We start from the raw sequence: 15,675 nt of genomic DNA on the forward strand, positions 1-15,675 counted from the left end.
GTGGGCCTTCGACCCGCTGCCTTGCAATGAGTTTACCGCTCGCGTGGCTTAGCGACGAGGCACTGAACGGGTGCGGCCGCTGCCATCGATGGCGACGAAGACGAACACCGCTTCCGTGACTTTGCGCCATTCGCTCGACAGCGGGTCGTCGCTCCACACTTCGACCATCATCTGGATCGAGCTGCGGCCGATTTCCAGCGTCTGGGTATAGAACGACAGTTGTGCGCCCACGGCCACTGGCACCAGGAAGGCCATACGGTCAATGGCGACCGTTGCCACCCGGCCACCCGCGACGCGGCTCGCCATGGCAGTGCCTGCCAGGTCCATCTGGGCGACCAGCCAGCCGCCAAAGATATCGCCAAAACCGTTGGTTTCGCGGGGCAACGCAGTGATTTGCAGGGCCAGGTCGCCTTGCGGGATAGGATCTTCTTGTTCGAGCTCAATCATGCGGTGGGGCCTCTGACCCGTGACGCTTTCGTTGGTGTGGCGCAAAGGCCGAGTAAACGATTCAGCTTGAAACATACTACGCCGATTTCGTTTCGCTGGACGGCCGTAGGGAAACTCTGCGAAACCGCCTGACATAAAGACCGGCGTTTTCGCACAACATCCCATCGTGGCGGCAACGTTTTCCTACGAACGGGCAGTATATATAGCCAAACGCTCAGCGACGACCGTGCAGTCATGAATATCTGTATGGATTTTGTATCGCTTTCAGCAGGCCCCGGCAATTTGCTATCTTCGCCTGTCACCGCCAGAAGCCGCGTGCCAAGCGGCCTGCATGCCCTACAAGAGATGAACAAGCAATGACCTCCGTGCCCAGCAGTATCGAGCAGCCCTCGCGGCCGCTGACCCGCAGTGACTACAAGACTCTCTCACTGTCCGCGCTAGGCGGAGCCCTTGAGTTCTACGACTTCATCATTTTCGTGTTTTTCGCCACTGTGGTCGGCAAGCTGTTCTTCCCGGCCGACATGCCCGAGTGGCTGCGCCTGATGCAGACCTTCGGCATTTTCGCCGCCGGCTACCTGGCCAGGCCCCTGGGCGGCATCATCATGGCCCACTTCGGCGACCTGCTTGGGCGCAAGAAGATGTTCACCCTGAGCATCTTCATGATGGCTCTGCCCACGCTGATCATGGGCCTGCTGCCCACCTATGCCCAGATTGGCCTGTGGGCACCGATCCTGCTGCTGCTGATGCGCGTGATCCAGGGGGCAGCGATCGGGGGTGAGGTGCCTGGCGCTTGGGTGTTCGTGTCCGAGCATGTACCTGCGCGCAACACCGGCTATGCCTGCGGCACCCTGACCGCCGGCCTGACCGCTGGCATTCTGCTTGGCTCGCTGGTGGCAACGCTGATCAACACGGTCTACAGCGTTGAAGAAGTCGCCGACTACGCCTGGCGTATCCCTTTCCTGCTAGGCGGCGTGTTCGGCCTGTTCTCGGTGTACCTGCGCCGCTGGCTGCATGAAACCCCGGTATTCGCTGAGATGCAGCAACGCAAGGCACTGGCCGAAGAGCTGCCCCTGCGCGCGGTGCTGCGTGATCACCGTGGCCCGATCATCCTGTCGATGCTGCTGACCTGGATGCTTTCTGCCGGCATCGTAGTGGTCATCCTGATGACACCGGCGCTGTTGCAGAGCATCTACCACATCAGCCCCACCGACTCGCTCAAGGCCAACAGCCTGGCGATCGTGCTGCTCAGCCTTGGCTGCATTGGCTCCGGCAGCCTGGCCGACCGCTTTGGTGCAGGCCGCGTGTTCGTCATTGGCAGCCTGCTGCTGCTGGTGACGTCCTGGACCTTCTACCACAGCCTGCCGACCCACCCGCAGCTGCTGTTCCCCCTGTATGCCATCACCGGCCTGTGCGTGGGGGTGATCGGCGCGGTGCCCTATGTGATGGTCAAGGCGTTCCCGGCGGCGGTGCGCTTCAGTGGCCTCTCGTTCTCCTACAACGTGGCCTACGCCATCTTTGGCGGCTTGACGCCGATGGTGGTGACCGCGCTGCTCAAGGTGAGCCCAATGGCGCCTGCCTATTATGTAGCGGGTCTGTGTGCAGTTGGTCTGATCGTGGGCATTTACCTGGTCGCTAACAGGCGCTGATCGGCTGGCCCTCACCGGCTTTATCGTCGGCAAGGTGACGCCCACATGTACAGCACAGTTTCAGTAAGGGTGCTGTACATGTGGGCGTCACAGCCTTATTCAAAATCTAAACGCTTTACCCAGCCCGCACATGCAGGCCTCAGTGGCGCTTGCCCTTGCCAGGGCGTTCAGCGCGCCCTGTAAATAGGCCTCTTGTATATTGCTCCCTTCAAATTATGCGGGATGTTTCCTATCGGCAAAAATTTAAGCCAAGGCGTCTTTGTACCATTCTGCAAATTGGAAACTTCTGCCCGTAGAGAGAATTTTCTCATGTATCGACGGCATCTAAATGCCGGCGGAAAAGTAAAAATGTATTCCGAAATTAGTTGAAATAAACAGTTTAACGTAGAGAGATATGTAGTGCAGTTGCCCGACATCAAATGGGCAACTTGAGCCGTGCAGATAAGGAGACTCTGTATGGCTCAAAACACACTCAACGATAATTCAACGGGTGATGTTGTCATCACTCCCGGCTCGTGCCGAGGCATTGGCGCTTGCGCATCACCAGCGGGTTGGTACGTACAGCCAGGCACATGAAGGTCGACGTGCGCAGCTTGATGCTCACTTCGCAAAACAGTCGAAAGGCCTGGCACAGGCGCTTCAGGATGAGCTCGTGTGGCCTTGGCGTTCGACGCCGCGATTGTGGAAGGCCAGCCCCCGCGCACCTGGACGCCACTGGTGGCACCTGGATCGGAGTTACTGGGACCGACGCCTTTGCCCGAGGCTCCGTTACTGCCGGGCATTCTTCCGGGGGGCGTCGACTGATCCAGTGGGGCCAAGTCTTGAAATACTTCCAGGCGAGAATCCTGGAGAGACAGGGGCCATAATTCCTGGGTTCGGTCGAGAGGACGATCTACCAGCGCCGGGCCTGGTTAATAACGAGCCAGCAGAAGAGACTGAAACTGGAGCGTATGGTGATTTGGAGCGCAGAAGTATAAGAGACGATATGGATGTTGATCATATACCTGCTCAAGGCGCGATAAAACTTTGGCTTGAGAATAATGTTCCGTATTTGTCACCCTATCAAGTCAGAGCGCTTACCAGGCGAGCCCCTGCTGTCGTTATACCTACACATGTGCATAGGCGGTACAGTGAGACATAGGGTGGACGGAACACCAAAGCGAAGCAAAAGCTAGACGCTGCTGACCTGTTTGAGGCTGTGCGTAGCAACGTCGAGGCGCTAAGGCCAGGTCTTCCGACTGAGCGAGTTGAAGGAATCAAGGCGGAGCTTACTTATTTGCTTAAAAAATTTATTGAAATGGTGTGATCATGACAAGAATTGTAGAAGTCGAGCATTGGTTGAAGTCCCTAGGTGAAACTCATGCCACGTTGCTTGGTCTTGGACTTGATCCAGATCTCCCTTTCATAAAACTCTATTCTGGTGCAACAGAGCTGTACCTTGAGCCAGCGCCTGGGGTTAGCTATAGACTTGATACGGAAACTAAAGTATTGCAAGCGGTGATTGTGACAATTATCAGGCGCGTTGAGCGTGAGCCAGAGTTTAAGGATCTTCTTTCGCAACCCTATGGTTGTCGGGATAAGGATGCTGTTCGGGCGACATGGGGAAATCCCATTAGTTCACGAGGTCCTATGGCGATGCCGCAACCCATAGGCAAAACGGGTGGATGGGATATTTATGAGCTTTCCTCCCAGGGGTTTGCGAATGTCGAATTAACATATAATTATGCTACGGATTTTCAAGTTTCCGGGGTTGTCTTGAGGGCTAAGGAAGATGAAGCTTGAGAAACGATTGCAAGACTACGATGAGCATTCGTTCTTATTGCTCGTCAAAAATATCTGGGATGTCGAAGGCAAGAGGTCTGAACATAACTCATTCATCGCCCATTTCGATCAGATAATCGGCCACCCCGCCGGCAGCGACCTCCTGTTCTACTCAACCGCTGACGAAACCGGCAGCATCAACTCCCCTGACCACATTGTTGCAACGATAAAATCCTGGCAAAAAGGCCGCGCAGCCTTCAAAGGCCAGACCTTGCAACCACCACCGGTTCGCCAAACGCTGACCCCCGCGCAGCGAGCCAGCCAGTCTTCCACCCGCAACCTGGAAAAAGTGCGCAAACTGGTAGCTGAGATCCAGGCAGCCGAGCAGCAGGGCAAACTGAAGCTGACCGCGTTGGAACAGCAATTGGCTCGCAGCCCAGGCGTCGGCACGCCTGCGCAGCAACTGGCTGCCAGCCTCGCCGCGCTGCGTGCCCTGGAACTGGCCCAGCATCAAGCCAAGGCCGCCGTCGACCAGCTCAAGCGCTTGCAGATGTCAGTCAAGTTTGCACTCGATGGCGCAAAGCGCGACGCCACCAGCCCGTTTCTAAACGCTGCAATCCAGGCCGTCGTGCTGCGTGAAATCACCGCAGGTAGCCAGCGTCATGCCGCGGCCTTGGCTACGGCCCAGGCGCGTCATCCCGCCTTATACGGCCGTGGCGTGAAGCTGATCGAAAGCCTGGAAGCACGTATCGCCCAGTTGGCCAAGGCCACGGCGACCAGCCCGGGCCATGGGCCTTTGACGTTAAAGACCGCGGCCCATGCAGCAAGCCTGCATCCTGCATTGCTGACAGCGCAAGGCTTGAGCCGTGAAGTAGCCCAACAGCAGCATCATCTGATCAAGACCTTTCGTTCCGCTGTAGCGGAACTGGATTGGCAGGCAACGTCGCTGCAGGGCGATCACCCCGGTACGTATGCGGATGTTGTCGAGTTCGTGTTAAGTACCCCCAGCGACGATCCGCGCTTTGCCGTAACGGTGCCGCTGGTTGAAATGCTCGACAGCGAGCGGATGGACTGGGCAGCTTTAGGGTAGCCCCTACTTTCCTGCAACATCTTGCAAAGGCCATCCCCGATAACCGGTGATGGCCTTTCATCCAATTGTCATATTGAAGTCATATCGTGTTCATGCGGCCTGCAGATACTTGGGCCCGATCCATCCAACACCCCAAATATTCCTGCTAGGAGCAAGGCATGAAACTGAAGCGTTTGATGGCGGCCCTCACCTTTGCCGCCGCTGGCGTTGCAACCGCCAACGCGGTAGCCGCCGTCGACCCTGCGATCCCGACCTACACCAAGACCACCGGTGTTTCGGGCAACCTCTCCAGCGTCGGTTCCGACACCCTCGCGAACCTCATGACCCTGTGGGCCGAGGCCTACAAGAAGGAATATCCGAACGTCAACATCCAGATCCAGGCTGCCGGCTCCTCCACCGCGCCACCCGCGCTGACCGAAGGCACCGCCAACCTTGGTCCGATGAGCCGCAAGATGAAGGACGTCGAGCTGCAGGCCTTCGAGCAGAAGTACGGCTACAAGCCGACCGCCATCCCGGTCGCTGTCGACGCCCTGGCCGTATTCGTGCACAAGGACAACCCGATCAAGGGCCTGACCATGGCTCAGGTCGACGCGATCTTCTCTTCCACTCGCCTGTGCGGTGCCAAGGCCGACGTCAAGACCTGGGGCGACCTGGGCGTGACTGGCGACCTGGCCAACAAGCCAGTGCAGCTGTTCGGTCGTAACTCGGTATCGGGTACCTACGGCTACTTCAAGGAAGAGGCCCTGTGCAAAGGTGACTTCAAGCCTAACGTCAACGAACAGCCAGGCTCGGCGTCGGTCGTGCAGTCGATCAGCTCCTCGTTGAACGGCATCGGCTACTCGGGTATCGGCTACAAGACTGCCAGCGTCAAGACCGTAGCCCTGGCCAAGAAAGAAGGCGGCGAGTTCATCGAAGACAACGAGGCCAATGCCCTGAACGGCACCTACCCGCTGTCGCGCTTCCTGTACGTCTACGTCAACAAGGCCCCGAACAAGCCGCTGGCCCCGCTGGAAGCTGAGTTCGTCAAACTGGTGCTGTCGCAGGCCGGGCAGCAGGTCGTGGTGAAGGACGGCTACATTCCGTTGCCATCGAAAGTGGTCGACAAGACCCTCGCTGACCTGGGCCTGTCCCACGCCGGTAACGTTGCAAAAAAGTAAGTAACTGAGGAAAAGGCCGGCAATTGAGCCGGCCTTTTCCACGAATTCTCGGTCCGAAGCCAGGGCTCCTGAGCGGCGGGCTTTTTTGCGTCAACGCACTGTCATGTTTTTGTCATACGGGACCGCTAGGGTGTGCGCATGAATGATCTGGCCAACTCCACCATGACCCAAAAATCCCCTCCCGAGCGGATTGATTTCAATACGCCCGAGTTGCAACGCAAGCGCCGCATGCGCGCGCTCAAGGACCGCCTGACCCGCTGGTATGTACTGGTAGGCGGGCTTGCTGTGCTGGCAGCCATCACGCTGATCTTCTTCTATCTGGCCTATGTGGTGCTGCCGCTGTTCCAGGGCGCCGAGCTGACCAGCAAGAAGGCCCTGGAGCCGACCTGGCTGCAGCAGGATGCCGGCAAGCCGCTGATGATCGCGCTCGAAGAGCAGAACCTGGTCGGCATGCGTGTTTCGGACAAGGGGCAGGCACTGTTCTTCGATACCAAGACCGGTAACGAGCTCAACCGCGTCGACCTGCCGCTGCCGGCAGGCACCCAGGTCAGCTCGATCAGCACCGACCAGCCGGGTAGCCCACTGGTGGTGCTGGGCTTGTCCAATGGGCAGGCGCTGGTGTTCCACCACACCTACAAGATCACCTACCCAGACAACAAAAAGACCATTACCCCCGGCATCGACTATCCGTATGGCCAAGAGCCGTACGTGCTGGATGACCAGGGCCGCGCGCTGGAGCACGTCAGCGTCAACGTCAACGGCGACACCCTGATGCTTGCCGGTTCCACTGGCGCGCACCTGCAGGTGATCGAGCTGACGCGCACCGAAAACCTGATGACCGAAGAGGTCACCACCGAGCAGAACCGCATCGAGCTGCCGCAAATGACCGAGGCGGTGAAGAACATCTTCATCGACCCGCGCCAGCAGTGGCTGTACGTGATCAACGGCCGAGCCACCGCAGATGTCTTCAGCCTGCGCGACAAGAGCCTCAATGGCCGCTACAAGCTGTCTGAAAGCGCCGACACCGAGATTACCGCTACTGCGCAACTGGTCGGCGGCATTTCGCTGATCATCGGTGACTCCAAAGGCGGCCTGGCGCAATGGTTCATGGCCCGTGACGCGGATGGCGAATCGCGCTTCAAGCAGATCCGTACCTTCCAGATGGGCAAGGCGCCGATCGTCCAGATCGATGCCGAAGAGCGCCGCAAGGGCTTCGTCGCCCTGGACGCCGAGGGCAAGCTGGGCGTCTTCCACAGCACCGCGCACCGCACCCTGCTGATCGAGCCTGCTGCCGAAGGCCCGGGCATTCTGGCCCTGTCACCGCGTGCCAACCGTATCTTCATCGAAGAGGGCGGCAAGCTGCTGCCACTGAGCCTGAAGAACCCGCACCCGGAAATTTCCTTCAGCGCGCTGTGGGGCAAGGTCTGGTACGAAAACTACGACGAGCCCAAGTACGTCTGGCAGTCGACGGCGTCGAACACCGACTTCGAGCCTAAGCTGAGCCTGTCGCCGCTGACCTTCGGTACCCTCAAGGCCGCGTTCTACGCGATGATCCTGGCGGCTCCGCTGGCCATCGCCGCAGCTATCTACACTGCTTACTTCATGGCCCCGGGTATGCGCCGCAAGGTCAAGCCGGTGATCGAACTGATGGAGGCGATGCCGACGGTGATCCTCGGCTTCTTCGCTGGCCTGTTCCTCGCGCCGTACCTGGAAGGGCACCTGCCAGGTGTGTTCAGCCTGTTCCTGCTGATGCCGTTCGGCATTCTGCTGGCAGGTTTCACCTGGAGCCGCCTGCCTGAGTCGGTTCGCCTGCGCGTTCCGGATGGTTGGGAGGCCGCGATCCTGATCCCGGTGATCCTGTTCACCGGCTGGTTCGCCCTGACCATGAGCCCGTACCTGGAAACCTGGTTCTTCGGCGGCGACATGCGCCTGTGGATAACCAATGATCTGGGTATCACTTATGACCAGCGCAACGCCTTGGTAGTCGGTATCGCCATGGGCTTTGCGGTCATCCCGAACATCTACTCGATCGCCGAAGACGCCGTGTTCAGCGTGCCGCGCAGCCTGACCCTGGGCTCCCTGGCCCTGGGTGCGACGCCGTGGCAGACCTTGACTCGCGTGGTCATCCTTACTGCCAGCCCGGGTATCTTCTCGGCGCTGATGATCGGCATGGGCCGAGCGGTGGGCGAGACCATGATCGTGCTCATGGCCACCGGCAACACCCCGGTGATGGAGATGAACCTGTTCGAAGGCATGCGTACCTTGGCCGCCAACGTGGCGGTGGAGATGCCCGAATCCGAAGTCGGTGGCAGCCATTACCGTGTGCTGTTCCTCGCCGCTCTCGTGCTGCTGATGTTCACCTTCATCATGAACACCTTGGCCGAGCTGATTCGCCAGCGTCTGCGCAAGAAATACTCGTCGCTTTGATAGAAAGGTAGAGATCCGTGAAAAAGGATTCCCTCAAAGGCTGGTTCAAGAGCGGCGCCCCAGGCGTCTGGATCAGCGGTGGCGCGGTTGCCATGGCGGTCATCATGACCGTCGGCCTGCTGGCCGTGATCGCCGTACGCGGCCTGGGCCACTTCTGGCCCGCCGACCTGGTCCAGGCCACCTACAAGGTGCCGGGCCAGGGTGACCACGTCATCGTCGGTGAAGTGGTTCAGAAAGAAGAAGTACCTCGCGCCCGCCTCAAGGGTGCCGGCTTGCCGGTGCCTGACGAAGGTCCCGAGTTCATGACCCGCGAGCTGATCAAGGTGGGTAACCGTGACCTCAACGGCAGTGACTTCACCTGGGTGGTCGGTGAATGGTTGGTCGACGAGCAGCGTCCGGTCGACCTGATCGCCCTGGAGCGCCGCGAATGGGGCAACTTCTACGGCTATCTGGTGAGCGTCAAGGAACAAGGCCGCGTGGTCGCCGAAGGCGCTGGCGCCTGGAATGAGCTGCAGGCACGTCTCAAACGCGCCAACCAGCTCAACAGCGAGCTGCAGCAGCTTGAGAAAAAAGACATCGGTGCCATCAACCATGGCTTGGAGCGGCTGCGCCTGCAAGGCCGCAAGCTGGAGCTGGAAGGCAAGCTGGACGCTACCGCCCAGGCCGACATGGATGCCGAACGTGCCGAGTTGAACAGCCGCTACAAGGCCATCGAAGACCGCCTCAGCAGCCTGCATCAGGCCTTCGCCCGCGACAGCCTGGTCGCTCGCGACGGCAACGGCCGGGAAGTGGAGATCAACCTGAGCAAGGTGGTGCACGCCATCCAGCCCAACGCCATGTCCGGCTTTACCAAGATGGGCACTTATTTCGCCAAGGTCTGGGAGTTCCTCAGCGACGATCCTCGTGAAGCCAACACCGAAGGCGGTATCTTCCCGGCCATTTTCGGTACCGTCATGATGACCCTGATCATGGCCGTGATCGTCACCCCGTTCGGCGTGCTGGCGGCGGTCTACCTGCGCGAATACGCCAAGCAAGGCCCGGTGACGCGCCTGATCCGCATCGCCGTGAACAACCTGGCGGGCGTTCCGGCCATCGTCTACGGCGTGTTCGGCCTGGGCTTCTTCGTCTACGTGCTGGGTGGTTCGATCGACCGTCTGTTCTTCCCCGAATCGCTGCCGGCACCGACCCTGGGCACGCCAGGCCTGCTGTGGGCTTCGCTGACCCTGGCGCTGCTGGCCGTGCCGGTGGTGATCGTGGCTACCGAGGAAGGCCTGGCGCGTATTCCACGCACCGTGCGTGAAGGCTCGCTGGCGCTTGGTGCGACCAAGGCCGAGACCTTGTGGAAAATCGTGCTGCCAATGGCCAGCCCGGCAATGATGACCGGCATGATCCTCGCCGTGGCCCGAGCCGCGGGTGAAGTAGCGCCGCTGATGCTGGTGGGTGTGGTCAAGCTGGCGCCGTCGTTGCCGCTGGACGGCAACTATCCGTACCTGCACCTGGACCAGAAGATCATGCACCTGGGCTTCCACATCTACGACGTCGGCTTCCAGAGCCCCAACGTCGAGGCGGCGCGGCCGCTGGTGTACGCCACTGCGCTGCTGCTGGTGATGGTGATCGCCACCCTCAACCTCTCGGCGGTGTGGATCCGTAACCACCTGCGCGAGAAGTACAAGGCCCTCGACCACTGATTGAAGCTTTAAGCCACAAGCGGCAAGCCCCAAGAGGATTGCCGCTCTGCCCTAACTTGCAGCTTGCAGCCCAACGCATGCAGCTACAAACGGAGTGAGACCATGCAGCAAGAATCCCACACCCACGGCATCGACATGGCTGCCCTGGGCCGCGACAAGCAGAGCCTGCGCCTGGCCGAAGAGACCGTGGCCATCGAAGTACCCGGTTTGAGCCTGTACTACGGCGACAAGCAGGCGTTGTTCGACGTCAGCATGAACATCCCCAAGCAACGCGTGACGGCTTTCATCGGCCCTTCGGGCTGCGGCAAGTCGACCCTGCTGCGCACCTTCAACCGCATGAACGACCTGGTGGACGGTTGCCGCGTCGAAGGCGCCATCAACCTGTACGGCAACAACATCTACCGCAAGGGTGAGGACGTGGCCGAGCTGCGCCGTCGTGTGGGCATGGTGTTCCAGAAGCCAAACCCGTTCCCCAAGACCATCTACGAGAACGTGGTGTATGGCCTGCGTATCCAGGGCATCAACAAGAAGCGTGTGCTGGACGAGGCGGTCGAGTGGGCGCTCAAGGGCGCTGCACTGTGGGATGAGGTGAAAGACCGTTTGCACGACTCGGCGCTGGGCTTGTCCGGCGGCCAGCAGCAGCGTCTGGTGATCGCCCGTACCATCGCCGTCGAGCCTGAAGTCCTGCTGCTCGATGAGCCTTGCTCGGCACTGGACCCGATCTCGACGCTGAAGGTCGAAGAGCTGATCTACGAACTGAAATCCAAGTACACCATCGTTATCGTGACCCACAACATGCAACAGGCGGCCCGTGTTTCGGACTACACCGCGTTCATGTACATGGGCAAACTGGTCGAATTCGGTGATACCGACACCCTGTTCACCAACCCGGCGAAGAAGCAGACCGAAGACTACATCACCGGTCGCTACGGCTAACGGTGCCTTGAGCGGCGGGCTGCGAGCTTCAAGCTTCAAGCTTCAAGCTTCAAGCTTCAAGCTTCAAGCTTCAAGCTTCAAGCAGAAGCAAGAGCAGTTAGCGCGGGGCCAGGAACGATACGAACTACTTGAAGCTTGCAGCTTGCAGCTTGCAGCTTGCAGCTGCCGCAGCTTCCCGGAGCGAAACGATGATCAACAAAGAAAGCCTGACGCACCACATTTCCCAGCAGTTCAACGCCGAACTCGAGGAGGTGCGCAGCCACCTCCTGGCCATGGGCGGGCTGGTCGAGAAACAGGTCAACGACGCGGTTACCGCGCTGATCGAGGCCGACTCCGGCCTTGCCCAGCAGGTGCGTGAAGTCGACGAGCAGATCAACCAGATGGAACGCAACATCGACGAGGAATGCGTGCGCATCCTCGCCCGTCGCCAGCCCGCGGCCTCTGACCTGCGCCTGATCATCAGCATTTCCAAGTCGGTGATCGACCTGGAGCGCATTGGCGACGAATCGACCAAGATCGCCCGCCGCGCCATCCAGTTGTGCGAAGAAGGCGAGTCGCCGCGTGGCTACGTCGAAGTGCGCCACATTGGCGACCAGGTACGCAACATGGTGCGCGACGCACTGGATGCCTTCGCCCGCTTCGATGCCGACCTGGCCCTGTCGGTGGCCCAGTACGACAAGACCATCGACCGCGAGTACAAGACCGCCCTGCGTGAACTGGTGACCTACATGATGGAAGACCCGCGCTCGATCTCGCGGGTATTGAGCGTCATCTGGGCCCTGCGTTCACTGGAGCGCATCGGCGACCACGCGCGCAACATCTCGGAACTGGTGATCTACCTGGTGCGCGGTACCGATGTACGCCACATGGGCCTCAAGCGCATGAAAGCCGAAGTTCAGGGAACGGCGGGTGATGAGGCCGAAATCGCTAATGTTCCGGCTCAACCTGACGATAAATAAGATTGCTCCCGAGCATCGACGCCCGGCTTTCGCCGGGCGTTTTCGTTTGCGCTTGAGCAGTCAGCAGGCACCCGCGAACGATGCAAAGAAGTCCCGGCGTGATCCAGGTGTTGGCAAATGGCCACCAATCGGCGGTAGGCTAGTCGGGATTCAAGAGGAGTATCGATGAGTAAAGTCAATGTGCTGGTCGTGGATGACGCCCCGTTCATCCGCGATCTGGTGAGGAAGTGCCTGCGTAATGCCTTCCCGGGCATGGTCATCGAAGATGCGGTGAACGGCCGCAAGGCCATGGCCATGCTGGCCAAGGAAACCTTCGACCTGGTGCTGTGCGACTGGGAAATGCCCGAGATGTCCGGCCTTGAGCTGCTGACCTGGTGCCGCCAGCAGCCAGAGATGAAGAGCCTGCAGTTCATCATGGTGACCAGCCGCGGCGACAAGGAAAACGTCATCCAGGCCATCCAGGCGGGCGTTTCCGATTTTGTCGGTAAGCCGTTCACCAACGAACAGCTGCTGACCAAAGTGAAGAAGGCCCTGACCAAGATCGGCAAGCTTGAAGGCTTGGTAGCCGGTGGTCAGGCGCGGGTGAATTCGGCGTTCGCCAACGATTCGTTGAGCGCGCTGACCGGGGGCAAACCTGAAGCGGTCAAGGCCACGCCTGCTGCCGCTGCTGCCGCTGCGCCGGCCAAGCCATTGATCAATGCACCGAAACCGCAGACGGCTGCTGCGGCCGCCGCGCAGACCGGGCGTGGTCAAGGCCAGCTGCGCCTTTCCAGTGGTACTCAGCCTTGTGTGATCAAGGCGTTGAGCCTCAAAGAGGCGCTGCTGGTGGTGCGTCGCAGTGCCGTGCTGCCACAGGTGCTCGAAGGCGCTGTGCTGGACCTGGAGCAGGGCGAGAGCGCTGAAGTCGCTCGCCTGAACGGTTACCTGCATGCCATCGCAGCATTGGAGCCGAAACCTGAGAGCGACTGGCTGCAACTGACCTTCAAGTTCGTCGACCAGGATGCGCAGAAGCTCGACTACCTGTCGCGGCTGATTGCCCGCGGCACCGCGCAGAAGCACTTCACTCCCGGCGCCTAGTGCCCCGTACAACGCCCTGGGCCGCTGTGCGGCCCTTTCGCGGCGCATGGCCGTCACTACAGAACTGCGGCGGTCATCCGACCAACTGTCATACCGCTCCCAGATCCGACTGCTAGGCTTCGACAGACGGTAACTGTCAAAAAGCCACTATCATGCCTGCTGCCCGCTTGCTGCTGCTCTGTACCTTGCTCACGGCCTCCGCGTCGAGCCTGGGCATGACCATCTACAAGACCACCGATAATTTCGGCGTGGCGTCCTACTCCGAGCGGCCCAGCCCAGGTGCCAAGGCGCTGGAGCTGGGCGAGCCGATGTTTGAACAGGTAGAAGGGCGGGTACGCCTGCAAACCGAGCCATTCCCCGGCGGCGTACGCTTCCTGGTGCGTAATGAGCTGTATGTGCCCATGCAGGTTGAATTGCGTATCGATCAGTTGGCTAACGCCTTCGGCGGTAACGGTCCGCGGATCGTGCGGGCCGTAGTCGGGCCACGCTCGACCAAGGTGCTCAGTTCTGTATTGGCGGCACCCGGCGGGGCGCTGAGGTACGCCAGCAAATTCCTGTACGCCATGGGTGACCCCGGCCAGCGCACGCAGGCTTACCGCTACCCGTTCCCGTGGAAAGGCGGCCCTTTCCGCCTGACTCAAGGCCCCAATGGGCGCTTCAGCCATTACGGCCCCAAGGGCCGTTTTGCCATGGACATCGCTATGCCGGAGGGCACCCCGATCATCGCGGCCAGGGGTGGGATGGTAGTGAAGATCGAGAACCGCCAGAGCGGGCGGGGGCCCAACCCCTCGGGCAATTTCGTGCGTATTCTTCACCCGGACGGCACGATGGGAGTGTATCTGCACCTGATGCGCGGTTCAGTGGTAGTGGCTGAGGGGCAGCAGGTGGCGTTGGGGCAGGCATTGGCCAAGTCGGGCAATACCGGCAACAGCACGGGCCCGCACCTGCATTTCGTGGTACAGCGCAACGTCGGCTTGGCGCTGGAGTCGATCCCTTTTCAGTTCGACCGGCCGATTGGCGGTTTGCCGAACTTTACTGCAGGCAACCCCTAATAGTGTCGGGGCCGCAAAGCGGCCCCGACAGCTCAATCGAGCTTGATCACCTTGGCCAGCACGATCTTGGGCCCTTTCATCTTCTTGATGATGATGCGCAGGCCTTCGACTTCCAGCACTTCCTCTTCCTCAGGCACACGCTTGAGCGTTTCATAGACAAGCCCGGCCAGGGTTTCCGCTTCGATGTGGTCAAGGTCGATACCCAGCAGACGCTCCACCTTGAACAGCGGCGTGTCGCCACGCACCAGCAGCTTGCCTGGCTGGTAGGCCAGGATGCCGCGCTCGGTCTTGCGGTGTTCGTCCTGAATGTCGCCCACCAGCACTTCCAGCACGTCCTCCATGGTCAGGTAACCGATCACCTTGCCATCGGCTTCCTCGACCAGCACGAAGTGCGCGCCACCCTTGCGGAACTGCTCCAGCAGCTGAGACAACGGCATGTGCCGCGATACACGCTCCAGCGGGCGCGCCAAGTCTTCGAGGTCCACGGTTTCGGGCAGGTGCTCGAGTTCGGCCAGTTCCAGCAGCAGGTCCTTGATGTGCAAAAGCCCGGTGAACTCCTCACGCTCGGCATCGTACAGTGGATAACGGCTGAACTTGTGGCGGCGCACCAGGGCCAGGATTTCCTTGAGTGGCGCATGGGCGTCGATGCTGATCATGTCTTCGCGCGAGTTGGCCCAGTCGACCACTTCCAGCTCGCCCATCTCCACGGCCGAGGCCAGCACACGCATGCCTTGGTCGCTCGGGTCCTGGCCACGGCTGGAGTGCAGGATCAGCTTGAGTTCTTCACGGCTGTAATGGTGCTCGTGGTGCGGGCCAGGCTCGCCCTGGCCGGCAAAGCGCAGGATGGTGTTGGCACTGGCGTTGAGCAGGTAGATGGCCGGGTACATCAACCAGTAGAACAGGTAAAGCGGTACCGCAGTCCACAGCGACAGCAGTTCGGGCTTGCGGATCGCCCAGGATTTGGGCGCAAGCTCACCGACCACGATGTGCAGGTACGAAATGACGAAGAAGGCGACGAAGAACGAAACACCCTTGATCAACTCGGGCGTGTCCACGCCCAGGTAGGCCAGCAACGGTTCGAGCAGGTGGGCGAATGCCGGCTCACCGACCCAGCCAAGGCCCAGGGAGGCGAGGGTGATACCCAGCTGGCAGGCCGATAGGTAGGCGTCGAGCTGGTTGTGTACCTTGCGCAGGATGCTGCCACGCCAGCCGTGCTGCTCGGCAATGGATTCGACACGGGTGGAGCGCAGCTTGACCATGGCGAACTCGGCGGCTACGAAGAAGCCGTTGAGCAGCACCAGGAACAGGGCGAAGAGAATCATGCCGAAATCGGCGAATAACGAGGTGAGGCTGATACCAGGGGAAGGGTCCATGATGGATTTTTTACGGGGTCCGTCTTTGGGAAAGGTTAGAAAAAAAGTGCCAGCTTTTGCTG

At 60.2% G+C, this 15,675-nt stretch carries 12 protein-coding genes; 10 read left to right on the forward strand and 2 right to left on the reverse strand.

Features of this window, described 5'->3' with window-relative positions; translation table 11 throughout:
- Window positions 1-48: 48 nt before the first annotated feature.
- Window positions 49-447, reverse strand: a complete 399-nt coding sequence (locus OSW16_RS00690) for an acyl-CoA thioesterase (RefSeq protein ID WP_003253317.1) — start codon at window positions 445-447, stop codon at window positions 49-51.
- 356 nt (window positions 448-803) lie between these two features.
- Here OSW16_RS00690 and OSW16_RS00695 point away from each other — a divergent pair, with 356 nt between their 5' ends.
- From OSW16_RS00695 to OSW16_RS00740, 10 genes are all read left to right on the forward strand, one after another.
- Window positions 804-2,093 (forward strand): MFS transporter, encoded by a 1,290-nt coding sequence (locus OSW16_RS00695; RefSeq protein ID WP_241806716.1) that lies wholly within the window; start codon window positions 804-806, stop codon window positions 2,091-2,093.
- Window positions 2,094-3,401: 1,308 nt separating this feature from the next.
- Window positions 3,402-3,875, forward strand: coding sequence for a hypothetical protein (locus OSW16_RS00700; RefSeq protein WP_267820002.1), 474 nt, complete (start codon window positions 3,402-3,404; stop codon window positions 3,873-3,875).
- Window positions 3,865-4,944, forward strand: a complete 1,080-nt coding sequence (locus OSW16_RS00705) for a bacteriocin immunity protein (RefSeq protein WP_267820004.1) — start codon at window positions 3,865-3,867, stop codon at window positions 4,942-4,944. Before OSW16_RS00700 ends, OSW16_RS00705 begins: the two co-directional genes overlap by 11 nt.
- A 158-nt stretch (window positions 4,945-5,102) precedes the next feature.
- Window positions 5,103-6,101, forward strand: a complete 999-nt coding sequence (locus OSW16_RS00710) for a phosphate ABC transporter substrate-binding protein PstS (protein WP_241806719.1) — start codon at window positions 5,103-5,105, stop codon at window positions 6,099-6,101.
- Between the two features lie 138 nt (window positions 6,102-6,239).
- A complete protein-coding gene (locus OSW16_RS00715) occupies window positions 6,240-8,528 on the forward strand; it encodes an ABC transporter permease subunit (protein ID WP_267820006.1) in 2,289 nt (762 codons plus the stop codon).
- 17 nt (window positions 8,529-8,545) lie between these two features.
- Window positions 8,546-10,216 (forward strand): phosphate ABC transporter permease PstA, encoded by a 1,671-nt coding sequence (pstA, locus tag OSW16_RS00720; protein WP_267820008.1) that lies wholly within the window; start codon window positions 8,546-8,548, stop codon window positions 10,214-10,216.
- Between the two features lie 102 nt (window positions 10,217-10,318).
- The gene (gene pstB, locus OSW16_RS00725; RefSeq protein ID WP_241806722.1) at window positions 10,319-11,152 is read left to right on the forward strand and encodes a phosphate ABC transporter ATP-binding protein PstB; all 834 of its coding nucleotides are present in this window, start codon (window positions 10,319-10,321) and stop codon (window positions 11,150-11,152) included.
- 188 nt (window positions 11,153-11,340) lie between these two features.
- Complete coding sequence (gene phoU / locus OSW16_RS00730) at window positions 11,341-12,111, forward strand: phosphate signaling complex protein PhoU (protein WP_267820010.1); 771 nt, start codon at window positions 11,341-11,343, stop codon at window positions 12,109-12,111.
- A 165-nt stretch (window positions 12,112-12,276) separates the two neighbouring features.
- The gene (locus OSW16_RS00735) at window positions 12,277-13,188 is read left to right on the forward strand and encodes a response regulator (RefSeq protein ID WP_267820012.1); all 912 of its coding nucleotides are present in this window, start codon (window positions 12,277-12,279) and stop codon (window positions 13,186-13,188) included.
- Window positions 13,189-13,340: 152 nt separating this feature from the next.
- Window positions 13,341-14,240, forward strand: a complete 900-nt coding sequence (locus OSW16_RS00740; RefSeq protein WP_267820014.1) for a M23 family metallopeptidase — start codon at window positions 13,341-13,343, stop codon at window positions 14,238-14,240.
- A 32-nt stretch (window positions 14,241-14,272) separates the two neighbouring features.
- On the opposite strand, the gene OSW16_RS00745 is transcribed toward OSW16_RS00740, so the two are convergent.
- Window positions 14,273-15,613, reverse strand: coding sequence for a hemolysin family protein (locus OSW16_RS00745; protein WP_241806728.1), 1,341 nt, complete (start codon window positions 15,611-15,613; stop codon window positions 14,273-14,275).
- Window positions 15,614-15,675 lie beyond the last annotated feature (62 nt).

The sequence above is a fragment of the Pseudomonas putida genome, assembly GCF_026625125.1.
Lineage (GTDB): Bacteria > Pseudomonadota > Gammaproteobacteria > Pseudomonadales > Pseudomonadaceae > Aquipseudomonas > Aquipseudomonas putida_X.